17 protein-coding genes are annotated in these 13,763 nt (G+C 68.2%); 5 read left to right on the top strand and 12 right to left on the bottom strand.

What is annotated here, in order from left to right:
- Window positions 1-8: 8 nt before the first annotated feature.
- The 6 genes from ABD678_RS04580 to ABD678_RS04605 form a co-directional block, all read right to left on the bottom strand.
- Window positions 9-857, bottom strand: a complete 849-nt coding sequence (locus ABD678_RS04580) for a DMT family transporter (RefSeq protein ID WP_344754160.1) — start codon at window positions 855-857, stop codon at window positions 9-11.
- A gap of 13 nt (window positions 858-870) precedes the next feature.
- On the bottom strand, window positions 871-1,677 hold the full coding sequence (locus ABD678_RS04585; RefSeq protein WP_344754162.1) for an energy-coupling factor ABC transporter ATP-binding protein: 807 nt from the start codon (window positions 1,675-1,677) through the stop codon (window positions 871-873).
- Window position 1,678: 1 nt separating this feature from the next.
- On the bottom strand, window positions 1,679-2,536 hold the full coding sequence (locus tag ABD678_RS04590; protein ID WP_344754164.1) for an energy-coupling factor ABC transporter ATP-binding protein: 858 nt from the start codon (window positions 2,534-2,536) through the stop codon (window positions 1,679-1,681).
- Window positions 2,533-3,312, bottom strand: coding sequence for an energy-coupling factor transporter transmembrane component T family protein (locus ABD678_RS04595; RefSeq protein ID WP_344754166.1), 780 nt, complete (start codon window positions 3,310-3,312; stop codon window positions 2,533-2,535). Before ABD678_RS04595 ends, ABD678_RS04590 begins: the two co-directional genes overlap by 4 nt.
- Before the next feature lie 6 nt (window positions 3,313-3,318).
- Complete coding sequence (locus ABD678_RS04600; protein WP_344754168.1) at window positions 3,319-4,197, bottom strand: ECF transporter S component; 879 nt, start codon at window positions 4,195-4,197, stop codon at window positions 3,319-3,321.
- A gap of 64 nt (window positions 4,198-4,261) precedes the next feature.
- On the bottom strand, window positions 4,262-5,290 hold the full coding sequence (locus ABD678_RS04605; protein WP_344754170.1) for a nucleoside hydrolase: 1,029 nt from the start codon (window positions 5,288-5,290) through the stop codon (window positions 4,262-4,264).
- A 323-nt stretch (window positions 5,291-5,613) separates the two neighbouring features.
- Here ABD678_RS04605 and ABD678_RS04610 point away from each other — a divergent pair, with 323 nt between their 5' ends.
- Both ABD678_RS04610 and ABD678_RS04615 read left to right on the top strand, forming a co-directional pair.
- A complete protein-coding gene (locus ABD678_RS04610) occupies window positions 5,614-6,417 on the top strand; it encodes a biotin--[acetyl-CoA-carboxylase] ligase (protein ID WP_344754172.1) in 804 nt (267 codons plus the stop codon).
- A gap of 3 nt (window positions 6,418-6,420) precedes the next feature.
- Window positions 6,421-6,972 (top strand): PH domain-containing protein, encoded by a 552-nt coding sequence (locus ABD678_RS04615; protein ID WP_344754174.1) that lies wholly within the window; start codon window positions 6,421-6,423, stop codon window positions 6,970-6,972.
- Between the two features lie 3 nt (window positions 6,973-6,975).
- On the opposite strand, the gene ABD678_RS04620 is transcribed toward ABD678_RS04615, so the two are convergent.
- Window positions 6,976-7,530, bottom strand: a complete 555-nt coding sequence (locus tag ABD678_RS04620) for a GtrA family protein (protein ID WP_344754176.1) — start codon at window positions 7,528-7,530, stop codon at window positions 6,976-6,978.
- 105 nt (window positions 7,531-7,635) lie between these two features.
- Between ABD678_RS04620 and ABD678_RS04625 the strand changes: the two genes are divergently transcribed.
- From ABD678_RS04625 to ABD678_RS04635, 3 genes are read left to right on the top strand one after another with little or no spacing between them, the layout of a single operon-like run.
- A complete protein-coding gene (locus ABD678_RS04625) occupies window positions 7,636-8,772 on the top strand; it encodes a 5-(carboxyamino)imidazole ribonucleotide synthase (protein ID WP_344754178.1) in 1,137 nt (378 codons plus the stop codon).
- A gap of 6 nt (window positions 8,773-8,778) precedes the next feature.
- Window positions 8,779-9,282, top strand: coding sequence for a 5-(carboxyamino)imidazole ribonucleotide mutase (purE, locus tag ABD678_RS04630; protein ID WP_344754180.1), 504 nt, complete (start codon window positions 8,779-8,781; stop codon window positions 9,280-9,282).
- On the top strand, window positions 9,279-10,616 hold the full coding sequence (locus ABD678_RS04635; protein WP_344754182.1) for an LCP family protein: 1,338 nt from the start codon (window positions 9,279-9,281) through the stop codon (window positions 10,614-10,616). The genes purE and ABD678_RS04635 overlap by 4 nt, the downstream gene beginning before the upstream one ends.
- Window positions 10,617-10,640: 24 nt before the next feature.
- On the opposite strand, the gene ABD678_RS04640 is transcribed toward ABD678_RS04635, so the two are convergent.
- The 5 genes from ABD678_RS04640 to ABD678_RS04660 all read right to left on the bottom strand — a co-directional run bounded on the left by ABD678_RS04640 (window position 10,641) and on the right by ABD678_RS04660 (window position 13,692).
- Window positions 10,641-10,916: a hypothetical protein gene (locus tag ABD678_RS04640; protein ID WP_344754184.1), complete on the bottom strand. Its 276-nt coding sequence runs from the start codon at window positions 10,914-10,916 to the stop codon at window positions 10,641-10,643.
- Window positions 10,917-11,039: 123 nt separating this feature from the next.
- The gene (locus ABD678_RS04645) at window positions 11,040-12,179 is read right to left on the bottom strand and encodes a glycosyltransferase family 4 protein (RefSeq protein ID WP_344754186.1); all 1,140 of its coding nucleotides are present in this window, start codon (window positions 12,177-12,179) and stop codon (window positions 11,040-11,042) included.
- Window positions 12,176-13,027: a dTDP-4-dehydrorhamnose reductase gene (gene rfbD, locus ABD678_RS04650; protein ID WP_344754188.1), complete on the bottom strand. Its 852-nt coding sequence runs from the start codon at window positions 13,025-13,027 to the stop codon at window positions 12,176-12,178. Before rfbD ends, ABD678_RS04645 begins: the two co-directional genes overlap by 4 nt.
- 9 nt (window positions 13,028-13,036) lie before the next feature.
- Window positions 13,037-13,435: a type II toxin-antitoxin system VapC family toxin gene (locus ABD678_RS04655; RefSeq protein WP_344754190.1), complete on the bottom strand. Its 399-nt coding sequence runs from the start codon at window positions 13,433-13,435 to the stop codon at window positions 13,037-13,039.
- Window positions 13,435-13,692, bottom strand: coding sequence for a type II toxin-antitoxin system Phd/YefM family antitoxin (locus tag ABD678_RS04660; RefSeq protein ID WP_344754192.1), 258 nt, complete (start codon window positions 13,690-13,692; stop codon window positions 13,435-13,437). Before ABD678_RS04660 ends, ABD678_RS04655 begins: the two co-directional genes overlap by 1 nt.
- Window positions 13,693-13,763 lie beyond the last annotated feature (71 nt).

Consider the following 13,763-nt stretch of genomic DNA (forward strand, 5'->3'; position numbering starts at 1 on the left):
GCGAGGGCTTACCCGGCGGTGGAGGCGGCGATCGCGGCGACGCCGAGGAAGACGGCGATGACCCCGAGCACCTGAATGCGCTGCAGGTGCTCGCCGAGGATGCGCCAGCCGAGCAGCACCGTGATGACCGGGTAGAGCGAGGCGAGCACAGCGACGACCGTGAGGGGTGCGATGGTGCTCGCCACGGCGAAGCACAGGTTCGCTGCGAAGCCGAGAAGGCCGATGGCCACGATACCCACGAGAGCGCTGCCGCCCGCTTTCGGCACCTGGCGGAGCAGCAGGGCGGCGACCACGTAGACGACCAGGACGGTGAGGCTGTTCGACACGAGCGTCGTCGTGACGTTGAACGCACTGCCGAGGGCGACGGAGAGATTCGCGACACCGAAGCCGATGGCGGCGACGATCGCGAGGATGATGGGCTTCGGCCCGTGACCCACTGTGCGGGTGCGCACCTCGGGCCCGCTTGCGAGCACCGTCCCGACGATCGCGACGACGAGTCCGATCCCGAGGAGCCAGCTGAGCTGATCACCGCCCAGCAGCCCGACGATGACGGGAACGAGAACGCTCAGCGAGGTGATGGGGGCGACGACCCCCATGGTCCCGATCGCAAGGGCCTTGAAGAGGCTCGAGACGGCGACCGCCGTGGCGACCCCGCCGACGATCCCCCAGAAGAGCGCGGGTCCGGCGTTGTCGAGGGGGGACTCCCACAACATCCTCGGCAGGATCGCGAGGGTGGCTACGACCTGCGAGAGCAGCAGGACGGTGACGAGCGCGACTCGGCGGGAGATCACGCCGCCGAGGAAGTCGGACACCCCGAGGAACGCGCTCGCGAGCAGCGCGAGGATGGCGCCGGCCATCAGCGATCCGTCGTCATGCGCGATGCGCGGGGAGCGCGTCCACGAATGACCCGATGGTGAGCGGGCGCTCGGCCCAACCGAGAGCGTCGGCGAGGCGGGCCAGCTGCGGCGCCTCGACCCTCGATTTCTCGAGCACGTCGGGCAGGGCGAAGACGACAGAGGGGGTGTCGTCGGCCTGGACCTCACCCTGGGCCATCGCGACGACCCGTTCGAAGTTCTCGGCGCAGAAGTCCATGTCGTGGGTGATCGCGATGACGGTGCGCCCCTCGGAGTGGAGCTGCGCGACGATCGCGGCGATCATCCGCACCCCGCGCTCATCCTGTCCGGTCGTCGGCTCGTCGAGCACGACGACGGGGGTCTCCATGGCGAGCACGGCCGCGAGGGCGACCCGTTTGCGCTCCGAGAGGGACAGGTGATGTGGATGCGTCTCCGCCTCCCCGGATAGCCCGGTCGCCTCGAGCGCGGCCGCGACGGCGGCATCCGCCCGCTCCTGGTCGAAGCCCAGGTTCTTCGGCCCGAACGCCACATCGTCGATGACCCGCCGTGCGAAGAGCTGTTCGTCGGGGTTCTGGAAGACGTAGCCGACCCGCGCCGACAGCTCGGCGATCGTGTGGCCCTTCGTCACCCAGTCGCCGATCTCGACGGTGCCGGTCGTCGGCTGGAAGATGCCGTTGAGGTGGCGGACGAGCGTGGTCTTGCCGGCGCCGTTCTGGCCGACGATCGCGAGACGCTGACCACTCGGAATCTCGAGGGTGACCCCCTTCACAGCCTCCACGCCGCTCGCGTAGGTGTAGCCGACTTCGGTGAAGCGAACGTCCATGTCAGTTCCCCTTCGCCGAGCGGAAGTCGCGGTAGAGCGGGATGGCGTCGTCGAGCGAGACGGGCAGCTCGACATCCTTGCCGAGGAGACCGCGGTCACGTGCGATGGAGGAGGCGTCGGTGAAGCGGGTCGAGCCGATTCCCCAGTCCTCGAGACGCGGGTCGGCGAGCATGGTGCGGGACGGCCCGGAGGCGATGAGCTGGCGGTCGGCCAGCACGTGCACGATGTCGGCGTGCTCGCGCAGCAGTTCGAGCTTGTGCTCGAAGATCACGAGGGTGACCCCGGCGTCGCGCAGGCTGGACATGACGTCGAAGACCATGCGCGTTCCTCCCGGGTCGAGCTGGGAGGTGGGTTCGTCCATGACGAGTACGGGGGTGCGCATGATGATCATCGAGGCGATCGCGACGAGCTGCTGCTGGCCGCCGGAGAGCGCGTAGGGGGAACGGTCGAGAAGGCCGGTGATCCCGAGCAGGCCGGCGACCTCCGTGACGCGCTCGGCCATCTCATCCCTCGGGACGCCGAGGTTCTCGAGCCCGAACGCGAGTTCCTCGCGCACCGTGAACTTGGCGCCGGAGATCTGGTTGAACGGGCTCTGGATGACGAGACCGACGTGCGAGACGGCCTCCGCGAGCGTGACCTCCGCCATCGTGACGCCGTCGACGACGACCGTGCCGCTCAGCTCACCGCCGTCGACGTGGGGGATGAAGCCCGAGATGAGTTTCGCGAGGGTCGTCTTGCCGGCGCCGGATGCGCCGACGATCCCGGTGACGGTGCCCGCCTCGATGCCGAGGTCGACGTGGGAGAGCACGTAATGGTCGGTATCCGGGTAGGCGTAGGAGACATCGGAGAGCGAGATCACAGGAGTCCCATCACAATCGGGGTGGCGATGGCGCCCAGGGCGATGACGACCATGGCCCAGCGCGCCACGCGCTGGGCCATCGAGTCCGGTACCGGTACGAGGGAGGAGCGCCGGGCGGTCGACCCGAAGGCACGGGCCTCCATGGCGGTCGAGCGCTCCTCGACGTCGGTGAACATCCCGAGCACGAGGGGGCTGAGCAGGGGCAGCATGACCTTCACCCGGCGGAACGGGCTCCCCTTGAGACTGAGTCCGCGCGCCTGCTGGGCGAGCAGGATGCTGTCGGCCCGGTCCCGGAACGCCGGGATGAGCTGCAGGGTCGAGGCGATGATGTAGGCGAACTTGGGGGACATCCCCCGCTCGCTGAGTGCGCTCATGAGGTCGCCCGGGTGCGTCGTGAGAACGAGCAGGATCGACGCGAGCACGAGCACGATGATGCGCGAGCCGATCCCGAGAGCGAACAGCAGACCCTCGGAGGTGACGTCCACGATTCCCCACTGCCAGATGATCGTCTTCCCGCCGGGGAAGGTGAGTCCCTGGACGATGAACAGGACGAGGATGATCGGCAGCAGGATCTTGAGGCTGAGGCTGAGGAGCCTGCCGCCGGATCGTGAGATCACGGCGGCAGGCACGATGACGACGACGATGATCAAACCGGCCACCCACCAGAGCGGGATGGCGAACACGGTGACGATGATCGCAAGGAGCGCGATGAGTTTCGTCACCGGGTTCAGTCGGTGGATGACCGACTTCCGGTTGTCGAAGAGCGTCGTCGACATGCTGTCCTAGCTCTCGTTGGTGTTGCTCGCCGTGTCGGGCGCAGCCGGGGCGGCTGAGGCCCGGGCGGCGGGGGCATCCTGCAGCACCGGCGCCTTGCGGCCGAACACGTTGTACTGGCGCACGAACGGGAACCGCTGGCGGAACCGGCTCGGCAGCGCCGCGAGGATGAGCACGACGATCGTGAACGTGATCGCCTTGTCGAGCGGGTCGGAGAGCAGCCCCTGCAAGGTTGTCGCCCCGAGCAGGGATTGGCCCATGGCCTGGAAGGCTCCGACTATCGCGCCGGTACCACCACCCGTCGCGCCACCGAAGACGAACGCGGAGATGGGCGCCGAGACGACTGCAGCGACGAGGCCTGTGATCGCGCCGGCGATCGGAGCGAGGTAGAACAGGCGGAACATCCCGAGCCTCGCGGCGTAGCCGGCCATGACACCGATGATGACCTGGACGACCGCGTACGGCAGGGCGATCGGGCTGAGGGTCAGACCCCAGATCACGTTCGTGAGGATACCGGTGACGACACCGGCCGCCGGCCCGGCCAGCGCGGAGACGAGCACCGTGCCGATCGAGTCGAGGTACACCGGCAGGCCGATGACCGAGACGAGTTGCCCGACAACGATGTTGAGGGCGATCGCCACCGGGACCATGGCCACCGTCGCGGTGGGCAGGCGGTGGATGGCGCCCATCGCGAGCAGGATCGCGCCGATGACGTAGCCGGCGATCGCGATGAGGCCGGACTGGCTGAACGAGCTCTCGGCGATGTCGGTCGGCTGGCCGATCACCAGGTAGAGGTAGGTGGCGACGATGATGATCGTGCCGACCGCGATCAGGATGCGGTTCCTGGTCTTCTTCGAATCAGCCGGAGTTGTTGCGGTACTACTCATGACTTTCTCCTTCGTTGACGGATCGTGCAGTGGGGTTGCGATTATTCAGTTGGGGTGGAACCGGTCAGCCGACTCGACGGGCGAAGTCGCCGACCCTTTCGACGAGGTGGTCGAAGAATTTGGGCGGGTCGACGGCGACGACGATGTCGGCGTTGGGCTCGCGCCCCCACAGCCCGGCCCAGTCGGCGACGGTCTGGCCCCGCGTGAGCGTTCCGGCCAGTTCCACGTCGACGGTGGCCGGGCGGGTCGTCCCGAGCTCCGGATGCAGGGCGATGGCCGCGGCGAACGGATCGTGCATGTGCGCGAGGAAACCCTGGTTGTGGGCGATGTGGAACTCCATGTAGAAGCGCACGGCGTCGGTGAGGTAACGCACGACCCCATTGGAAGCCCTGGAGAGCGTGCCGTCGACATCCGCCTCGGCGATGATCTCGTCGGGCACGCTCCCTGCCCTGCGGCCGATCTCAGCGATGTGCTCCGGTTTCATCTCGATCTGCTCCGTGACGTCGAGCGCGCAGATGAGTGGCCTGCGATCCGCCGGGAGCCCGGAGAAGGCGTCGAAGACCATCTTCGCCGACTCGGGGTCGACGGCGATGTTCCACTCGGTGGTCGGCAGGGTGTTGCCCGGGTGGTCGAAGGCGCCACCCATGACGACGAGCCGCTTGAGGAGGCGCGGCAGCTCAGGCTCGATGCGCAGTGCGAGGGCCAGGTTGGTGAGCGGGCCGGTGACGAGGCCGATGATCTCGCCCGGACGGCTTCGGGCGAGTTCGACCCAGACCTCGGTGGCGTGCCTGGTCGAGAGGGTCCTCGTCGGCGCCGGCAGCTCGGCGTAGCCGATTCCCTGCGGGCCGTGGGTCTCCTCCGTCGTCATGAGCGGGGCGACGATGGGCACCTCGGAACCGAGGGCGACCTCGATCTCGGGCGCTCCGCACAGTTCGAGCCAGGCGAGGTTGTTGGTCGCCACCTGCTTCGCGGGAACGTTGCCCGAGGTGCAGGTGATCGCGAGGATGTCCGCCTCTGGGCTCGCGAGCAGGTAGAGGAGGGCGAGAGAGTCATCGATGCCGGTGTCGACGTCCATGATGATCGCTTGCTTCATGCGGTTTTCCTTGTCGGTGACGGTGGGAGAGCACCGCCGCTGAGGTTGGACGGGTTGCTCAACTCCACCAGGAGTGGGGCCGGATGAATCGGCCTGGTGGGGGTAATGGGTCTCGGCCGCACACTCGGGGCGCTTCTCGGAAATCTCACGGGAGCGGCCCCAGGGGGCGTCGACCTATCCAGGCAATCCGACTCCGTTTCTCTGGCACCGTTGTGTCGCGGGTGGCCGCCCCTGACTCGTGGAGCGGTCCGTTGGGTCACAGGCTAGCGGGTTTCGCCTCCGGTCGTCTACGACCCGCGCACGGCCGGTCGTAGCCTTGGGTCATGGACTTTCCCCGCGCGCGCTCACTCGGTACGAGTCTCGTCGTGCTCGAGCAGGCGGCGTCGACGAACGACGAACTCGCGGCGCGCGCGACGGATGCCGAACTCGCGGAGTTCACCGCCGTGGTGACCACGAACCAGACCGCGGGCCGCGGCCGGCTCGATCGGAGCTGGGTCACCCCGCCGGGGCAGGCGCTCGCCGTCTCGGTGCTGCTGCGCCCGGCGCAGGTGGACGGTTCGCCCGTCGACCGCGAGCAGTACGGCTGGATTCCGCTCATCGCCGGGCTCGCCATGACGCGTGCAGTCCGCGGGCTGGTCACCGGCCACGAGATCGCCCTCAAGTGGCCGAACGACGTGCTCATCGACGGTCTCAAGGTCTCCGGACTGCTCAGCGAGCTGCTGCCGAACGGCAGGGATGTCATCGTCGGCGCAGGGCTCAACCTCACGACACCGGCGGATGCCCTCCCGGTGCCGACCGCCACATCCCTCGTCCTCTGCGGGGTGACGATGGCTGCGGAGGAGCTCGCGGATGCCGCGCTCGCCGGCTACCTCGGCGAACTGCGGGCGGCGTGGGGCGCGTTCGTCGGATCGAAGGCGGATGCGCGCGCCAGCGGCATCCGGAACGCCGTGAGCGCGGCCTGCAGCACGCTCGGCTCGCAGGTTCGAGTCTCTCTGCCGGACGGAACATCGCAGGTCGGGACGGCGGTCGAGCTCGACGGCGGCGGCCGGTTGCGTATCAGGACGGCAACGGATGGGCGCATGGTGACTGTCGCCGCCGGCGACGTGACGCATCTGCGGTATGAATGAGTCATGTCGAATCCGGGGCGGCCAGGGGCGGCGCAGGAAGCCGAACACCTCGTGGCCGGTCTGCGGTCTCATGGGCGGGCGCTGTTCTGGCCGTCGATCGTCCTCATCGGCGCGATAGGCGGCGCCTTCTACTTCTACGGGCACTTTCCCGAAGGCTGGCAGAACAACGCCGTGCTCGTCGTCGCCGTGCTCATCGTCATCCTGCTCTGGTTCCTGCCACTGGTCAGCTGGCTCGGCCGGAGGTACACCATCACGACCAGGCGGATCGTGCTGCAGCATGGCTTCTTCGTGAGGGTGAGGCAGGAGCTGCTGCACAGCCGCGGCTACGACATCACGGTGCGCAAGAACGCGCTGCAGAGCATGTTCGGCAGCGGCGACGTCCGGATCAACACCGGCCTCGACCATCCGGTCGTGCTCAGGGATGTTCCGAACGCCGATCTCGTGCAGGGTGCGCTGCACGACCTCATGGAGCGCAGCATCAACCCCATCGCTGCACGCCGCCAGGCGGCGGAGTCGAGTGCGCCCGACGAGACCATCGTCTGGGGCGACCGGTAGGACTCAGTCGATCGCGGGAACGGTCGGGATCGGCCCGGGCGGGACGGGAGCGGTCGGAGTGGCGGCCGTCGGATGCGGTTCGGTGGTCGAGAGCGGTACGGGGGCTGCCATCGTCGGCACGACATCCGGAGTCGCGGTAGGTGGCCGGAACACCCAGGTGCGGTAGAGCCAGAAGCGGAACGCCGTGCCGAGTGCGAGGCCTATGACGTTCGAGGAGATGTTGTCGGCGAGGAGCGAGGTGTAGCCGAGCACATAGTGGGAGACCCAGAGGCAGGCGAGGCCGATGAGCATCCCGCCGATGCTCACGAGCGCGAACTCGAGCCCTTCGCGGACCGCCTGCGGCCTGCGGTGCGGGCCGAAGGTCCAGTAGCGGTTGCCGAGCCAGTTGACGACGATCGCGATCGAGGTCGAGATGACCTTGGCGAGGACCGGCCCCTCATACAGATTCTCCGGGGAGAGGATCGTGACGCGCAGGGCGTTGAACACGGCGACGTCCACGACGAGCCCGACCCCGCCGACTGCGGCGAATCGCAACAGCTGCGTGACGAGCGCTTTCACGCGAACCTCCGGTCGGCGTACGGAAGATACGCGAAGATGGACACTGGGCGGTACGAATTCTAACCGCACGGGGCGTTGTCGAAGCTGGGAACCGCGGGACGGAGCATGCGCATGAGGGTAGGCGTCATCGGTGGGGGTCAGCTCGCGAGGATGATGATTCCGGCAGCGATCGACCTCGGCATCGACCTGCGTGTGCTGGCCGAGAACGAGGGAATGGCGGCCGAGTTGGCCGCGAAGAGTGTCGGCGACTACCGGAACGTCGACGAAGTCCTTCGTTTCTGCTCGGAGGTGGACGTGGTGACCTTCGACCACGAGCACGTGCCGCAGGAGGTGCTCCGCGCGCTCGTCGACACGGGGGTCGCCGTGCATCCGGGACCGGATGCCCTGCTCTACGCCCAGGACAAGCTCCTCATGCGTGCGAAGCTCACCGAACTCGGCCTGCCGACGCCCGAGTGGGCTGCGGTCGAGGATGCCGCCGGGCTCGGCGCGTTCCTCGACGAGCACGGCGGGGCAGCGGTCGTCAAGACGGCTCGTGGGGGCTACGACGGAAAAGGAGTGCGCGTCGTGCGTGCCGCCCATGAGGCCGACGACTGGTTCGCCGCGCTCGCCGAGGACGCGAACGGCGGTGCACTGCTCGCCGAGGAGCTCGTCGACTTCCGCCGTGAACTCGCGCAGTCCGTCGCGCGCAGGCCCTCCGGTCAGGTCGTCGCCTGGCCGGTCGTGGAGAGCATCCAGCGCGATGGCGTGTGCGCCGAGGTCATCGCCCCCGCGCCGAACCCCGCCGGCCGGCTCTCCGATGTCGCCGCAGAGGTGGCCACGACGATCGCCGAAGGCCTCGGAGTCACGGGAGTGCTCGCGGTCGAGCTCTTCGAAACGACCGACGAGCGCATCCTCGTCAACGAGCTCGCGATGCGCCCGCACAACTCCGGCCACTGGAGCATCGAGGGCTCGACGACGAGCCAGTTCGAGCAGCACCTGCGCGCCGTGCTCGATCTGCCGCTCGGCCCTACCGGCATCGTCGCCCCGTGGGCGGTCATGGTCAACGTGCTCGGCGGGCCGGCGTCCGGCACCATGGCCGACCGCTATGCGGGCGTCTTCGAGGACTACCCGATGGCGAAGGTGCACAACTACGGCAAGGAGCCGCGGCCGGGCCGCAAGATCGGGCACGTCACGGTCATCGGCGACGACCTGGATACCGTGACCTACGACGCGCGCGCCGCCGCAGCGCAGTTCAGCGACTGATCTAGCATGGACCCCATGCCGGAACCGATCGTCGCCGTCGTCATGGGCTCGGACTCCGACTGGTCGGTCATGAGCGAGGCGGCCGCAGTGCTCGCCGAGTTCGGCGTACCCAGCGAGGTCGAGGTGCTCTCCGCACACCGCACCCCGGAACGGATGATCGCCTGGGGCAAGGCGGCTGCCGGCCGGGGCCTGCGCAGCATCATCGCCGGTGCCGGAGGGGCAGCCCACCTGCCCGGCATGCTCGCGTCGGTCACGACGCTCCCGGTGATCGGCGTTCCGGTCCCGCTCGCGAAGCTTGACGGGCTCGACTCCCTGCTCTCCATCGTGCAGATGCCGGCCGGGGTTCCCGTCGCGACCGTCTCCATCGGCGGAGCGCGCAACGCCGGCCTCCTCGCGATCCGGATGCTGGCGGCATCCGACCCGGCGCTCGCGGCGAAGCTCGCCGACTTCGCGAAGGGCCTCGAGGACTCGGTCGCGGCGAAGAACGCGGCACTCAAGTCGAAGCTGTGAGCGCCACCAGCCCGGTCCGGTATCCGGACGCCTCCTCGCCGGCCACGATGACGAAGCGGGCCTGGTGGCTGGTCGCCCTCAACTTCCTCATCCCGGGTTCGGCACAGCTGCTCGCCGGGAGTCGCCGGCTCGGCCGGTTCGGCGTCGTGGCGACCTTCGTGCTGTGGGGGATCGTGGTCGTCGCGCTCCTTCTGCTGTGGTTGTGGCCGGTCGTGCCGTACACCCTGATCTCGAACACGATCGCACTGACGGTCGCCCAGGTCCTCTTCGCGGCCTACGCCGTGCTCTGGGTCGTGCTCACCCTCGACACCCTCCGCATGGTTCGGCTCGTGAAGACCTGGCCCGCCGCGCGGGGGTTCATCGCGGGGCTTTCCATCGTCGGACTCGTCGCCGGCGCGGGGATCGCCGGATATGGTGCCGTCGTGGCCGGCTCCGCGCGCTCGGCCATCTCGGCGATCTTCGACAGCGGGGAGTATGCGCCTCCCATCGACGGCCGTTACAACATCCTGCTGCTCGGGGGCGATGCCGGACCCGACCGCACCGGCTTGCGGCCGGACAGCATCTCCGTCGCGAGCGTCGACGCCACGACCGGTGCGACCGTGATGATCGGGGTTCCACGCAACCTCGAGCTCGCCCGCTTCTCCGAGGGTTCGCCCCTGTACGGTCCGTTCCCGGACGGCTACGACTGCGGCGACGACTGCCTCATCAGCTACCTCTACACCTACGGCGAGGAGCATCCCGAGCTGTACCCGGATGCCGAGGAGCAGGGGAGCAACCCCGGCATCGAGGCGATGCGCGACGCGGTCGAGGGCGTGCTAGGGCTCACCCTGCAGTACTACGTCCTCATCGACATGCAGGGCTTCTCCGACCTCATCGACGCGCTCGGCGGCATCACCCTCGATGTCCCGCAGCGCACCCCGCTCGCCGCCGCGATCCCCGGATCCAAGCCCTTCGCCTGGGTTGAGGCAGGCGAGCAGCACCTCGACGGGTTCACGGCGCAGTGGTACGCGCGCTCGCGCTACGAGAGCACCGATTACGCGCGGATGTCTCGGCAGCGTGACGTGCAGGAGGCGATCCTGCGCCAGTTCACACCGGCGAACATCCTCGTGAAGTTCCAGGCGGTCGCCGCTGCGGGAACCCAGGTCGTCAAGACCGACATCCCCTCGGTCATGCTCGGGCTCTTCGCCGACCTCGCCACGAAGTCGCGGAAGCTTCCACTCACCCGTCTCGAGCTCGTGCCCGACGAGTTCGACCCGTTGTTCCCCGACTTCGAGAAGATCTCCGCGGCGATCGCCGCCGCTTTCGCAGCGAGCACTCCGACGCCGGAGCCCTGAGGCCGACGCCGACTCGTGAGCCGGCTACGGTGCGTCGTTTCTGAAGACGCGTTCGCTGAGTGCCTGCACGTCGCGGTCGAGGTTGTCGAGTCGCACATTCACGGTCTCGAAGCGCGCGTTCATCTCCGCGCGTAGGCTGGCAAAACCGGTGAAGCCGGTCATCATCTCATTGCGCAGGCTCGTGATCTGTCCGCTGATAGATCGCATGAGTACCGTGCTGAGCAGGGTCATCGTACCCAAGAGCGTGGCGGCGAAGACGCCGATGATCGTCCAGATCTGGGGCTCATTCAAGGTGATCACCCTCCCAGTGTGCCGTGTCGATGGTTCGAAGGCTACTGGGCCGAACAGGTTCAACGATGGCGATCGGCACGGTTCTGTGAGTGAGGCCGTCGTAATTCGATTGTGGAGGAGTGGAGCGCTTGATCAGAGGTCGGCGTGAAGCTGCCAGACCTTCTGGGCGGAGTCGCGCCAGCTGAACGCGCCCGCGCGGTCCAGGCCCGTGTAGTGGAGGCGCTCGGCGAGTGCAGGGTCGCTCACGACGGAGGCGATGGCGACGGCAAGGCGGGCAGGGTAGCCGTCGGCATCCTCCCGCTCGACGGCGATGCCGGCATCCGCCGCGACCTCGAGTACGGCCGGTTCGTCGGAGTGCACGACCGGGGTCCCGAAGTGGAACGCCTCGACGACGGGGAGTCCGAACCCGGCGGCGATGCTCGGAAACACGAAGACGGATGCGCGGTCGAGTGCGACGGCGAGGTCGGCGTCGGCGAGGAACCCGAGCGTACGCACGCGGTCTTCCGCGAGCCCGGCCTCGGCGGCGATCGCGGCGACATCAACGCCGCCCCAGCCCTCTGGGCCGACGATGAGCAGGGGAAGGTCCACGGCATCCGGTTCGGCGAGCGAGCGGATGAGCGCCGTGAGCCCCTTGCGCGGCTCGAGCGTGCCCACGCTCAGCAGGTACCGTTCCGGCAGGTCGAGTCGTGCGGCCCGGGCATCCGCGTCGACGGGGACCTGCAGTTTGGAGCTCACGGCTCCTCCGATCACCCGGATACGATCCCCGAAGTCGAAGAGCTCACCGAGTTGGGAGGCGACCGCGTGGCTCGGAACCACCACGGCATCCGCGAATCGGTGGGCTCGTCTCGTCATGGCCTTCTGCCAACCGACGTGCTGGCGGCTGAGGGTCTCCGGATGCGTCCACGGCACGACATCGTGGATCGTCACGACCACCTGGTCGGCCTCGTAGTTGAGCCGGTCATGTCTGCTGAGCGGGGCGAGGAGGCTCGTCGAGTGCACCATGCCCTTGCCCCTGATCCCGCCGAAGCCCATTCGCCAGGTGAGACCCAGGGCACTGCGCGGCAGTCTGCTCCTGTGGATATCGCCGACGCCGGGGAGAAGCATCCGAAGTCTCGCGTCTTCGTCGCTGGTGGTCGCTGAGACGAACCCTGCAACCTCGCAGCCCGCAGGGGCGACGCGGATGAGTTCGCGCGTGAGTTCTTCGGTGTAGCGCCCGATCCCGCCCGACAGCGGGGCGACCATGGGATCGACGATCACGCTCAGTGTCGTCATGCGTGCTCCAGGATTCTGTGTTCTGCCGCGTCGGCGAGTGCCGATCTCCAATCGCGGATGGGGGCGAGCCCCGACGGCTGCCAGCGTGCGTGCCCGAGAACCGAGTATGCAGGCCGGGGTGCCGGCCGCACGTACTGGGAACTCGAGGTCGGCCTGACCCTGGCAGGGTCGAGCCCCGCGACGCTGAAGATCTGCTGTGCGAACTCGTACCAGCTCGCCTGGCCGCTGCTCGTCGCGTGGTAGATGCCGGGCGCCAGGCCATGGTCGAGCATGAGGACGATCTGCCGCGCAACGTCCATGGTCCAGGTCGGTTGGCCGAGCTGGTCTTCGACGACACTCACCGTCTCATTCTGCCCCGCCAGCCGGATCATGGTCTTCGCGAAGTTCGGGCCATGCGCGCCGTAGAGCCAGGCCGTGCGCACGACGAAGGTCCCGGAGGGGTTGAACTCCAGGGCGAGCCGCTCGCCCTCCGCTTTCGTGCGGCCGTAGGCCGACACCGGATGCCGCGGTGCATCCTCGGCGTAGGGAGTCGTCGCCGTCCCGTCGAACACGTAGTCGGTCGAGAGCTGCACGAGATTCGCGCCGTGCGCGGCAGCAGCACGGGCCAGGTTGCCGGCTCCCACCGCATTGACGGCGAAGGCGGTCTCCTCGTCGGTTTCCGCGTCGTCGACCCGGGTGTAGGCGGCGCAGTTGATGACGACGGTGTGACCGGCGACGGCGGCCTCCACGGCATCCGGATCGGTGACGTCGAGGTCGCTGCGGCCGAGCGCCGTCACCGGCCGGTCGGCCAGCACCTGGCGGAGGTCGGTCGCGAGCATGCCGTTCGCGCCGGTCACGAGATAGGTCATCAGAAGCTCCTAGACCATCACGACGGCAGGGCCGTCGAGGTCACTCAGGATGGTGAAGTCCTGATCCTGGGTGATGACCGGCATGTCGTGGGCGAGGGCCACGGAGGCGATCCACAGGTCGTTGACGTTCATGCGCCGACCGGCCTCGCGCAGTCGGTACCGCAGGCGGCCCCAGTGCGCGGCCGCGGCGGCGTTGACGGACAGGGACCGGATTCCCGCGATCGCCTCGAGGGTGCCCATCCTGGCCGACCTCGACTCCGCGTTCGACGCAGTGTGGACGCCCAGGTGGAGTTCTGCCAGGGAGATCGAGCAGATGAACTGCTGGAGCGGCATGGCGCCATAGTCGACGGGTCGCCCGGTCTCCACGGCGATCACGACGCTCGTGTCGAGAAGCCCGCGCGTGGCCATTATTCGATCGGTCCGAGATCGTCGGTCGTATCGCCCTCGAACTCGTGGTCCCAGAATTCGGGGACGACGGCTCCGGGTTTCGGCTGCATAGCGATGAGGTCGGTGGTCGTCAGGAACTCGCGCGTCCCAGGGGAGACTGCCACGAGCTTCGCGGCCGCGACGCCGTTGACGGTGATCGTGAGGTCTTCGCCCAGCCGCGCACGTTCGATGACGGCGGCGGTGTTGTTGCGCAACTCGCGCACGGGAACGAGGGACATAGCGCCAGTGTAGCAGTGTGTAGCTGACTGTAGCCTGGGCCTCGGCGGGCTCGACCGGAGAAGTGGGAGAT

Origin of the sequence: Leifsonella bigeumensis (genome assembly GCF_039537265.1) — a bacterium.
Taxonomy (GTDB): domain Bacteria; phylum Actinomycetota; class Actinomycetes; order Actinomycetales; family Microbacteriaceae; genus Terrimesophilobacter; species Terrimesophilobacter bigeumensis.

Excerpts from the sequence above, each read along its gene's own strand:
- ABD678_RS04580 (WP_344754160.1), bottom strand. The coding sequence starts at position 857 with ATGGCCGGCGCCATCCTCGCGCTGCTCGCGAGCGCGTTCCTCGGGGTG.
- ABD678_RS04585 (WP_344754162.1), bottom strand. The coding sequence starts at position 1,677 with ATGGACGTTCGCTTCACCGAAGTCGGCTACACCTACGCGAGCGGCGTG.
- ABD678_RS04595 (WP_344754166.1), bottom strand. The coding sequence starts at position 3,312 with ATGTCGACGACGCTCTTCGACAACCGGAAGTCGGTCATCCACCGACTG.
- ABD678_RS04600 (WP_344754168.1), bottom strand. The coding sequence starts at position 4,197 with ATGAGTAGTACCGCAACAACTCCGGCTGATTCGAAGAAGACCAGGAAC.
- ABD678_RS04605 (WP_344754170.1), bottom strand. The coding sequence starts at position 5,290 with ATGAAGCAAGCGATCATCATGGACGTCGACACCGGCATCGATGACTCT.
- ABD678_RS04610 (WP_344754172.1), top strand. The coding sequence starts at position 5,614 with ATGGACTTTCCCCGCGCGCGCTCACTCGGTACGAGTCTCGTCGTGCTC.
- ABD678_RS04615 (WP_344754174.1), top strand. The coding sequence starts at position 6,421 with ATGTCGAATCCGGGGCGGCCAGGGGCGGCGCAGGAAGCCGAACACCTC.
- ABD678_RS04625 (WP_344754178.1), top strand. The coding sequence starts at position 7,636 with ATGCGCATGAGGGTAGGCGTCATCGGTGGGGGTCAGCTCGCGAGGATG.
- purE (WP_344754180.1), top strand. The coding sequence starts at position 8,779 with ATGGACCCCATGCCGGAACCGATCGTCGCCGTCGTCATGGGCTCGGAC.
- ABD678_RS04645 (WP_344754186.1), bottom strand. The coding sequence starts at position 12,179 with ATGACGACACTGAGCGTGATCGTCGATCCCATGGTCGCCCCGCTGTCG.
- rfbD (WP_344754188.1), bottom strand. The coding sequence starts at position 13,027 with ATGACCTATCTCGTGACCGGCGCGAACGGCATGCTCGCGACCGACCTC.
- ABD678_RS04655 (WP_344754190.1), bottom strand. The coding sequence starts at position 13,435 with ATGGCCACGCGCGGGCTTCTCGACACGAGCGTCGTGATCGCCGTGGAG.
- ABD678_RS04660 (WP_344754192.1), bottom strand. The coding sequence starts at position 13,692 with ATGTCCCTCGTTCCCGTGCGCGAGTTGCGCAACAACACCGCCGCCGTC.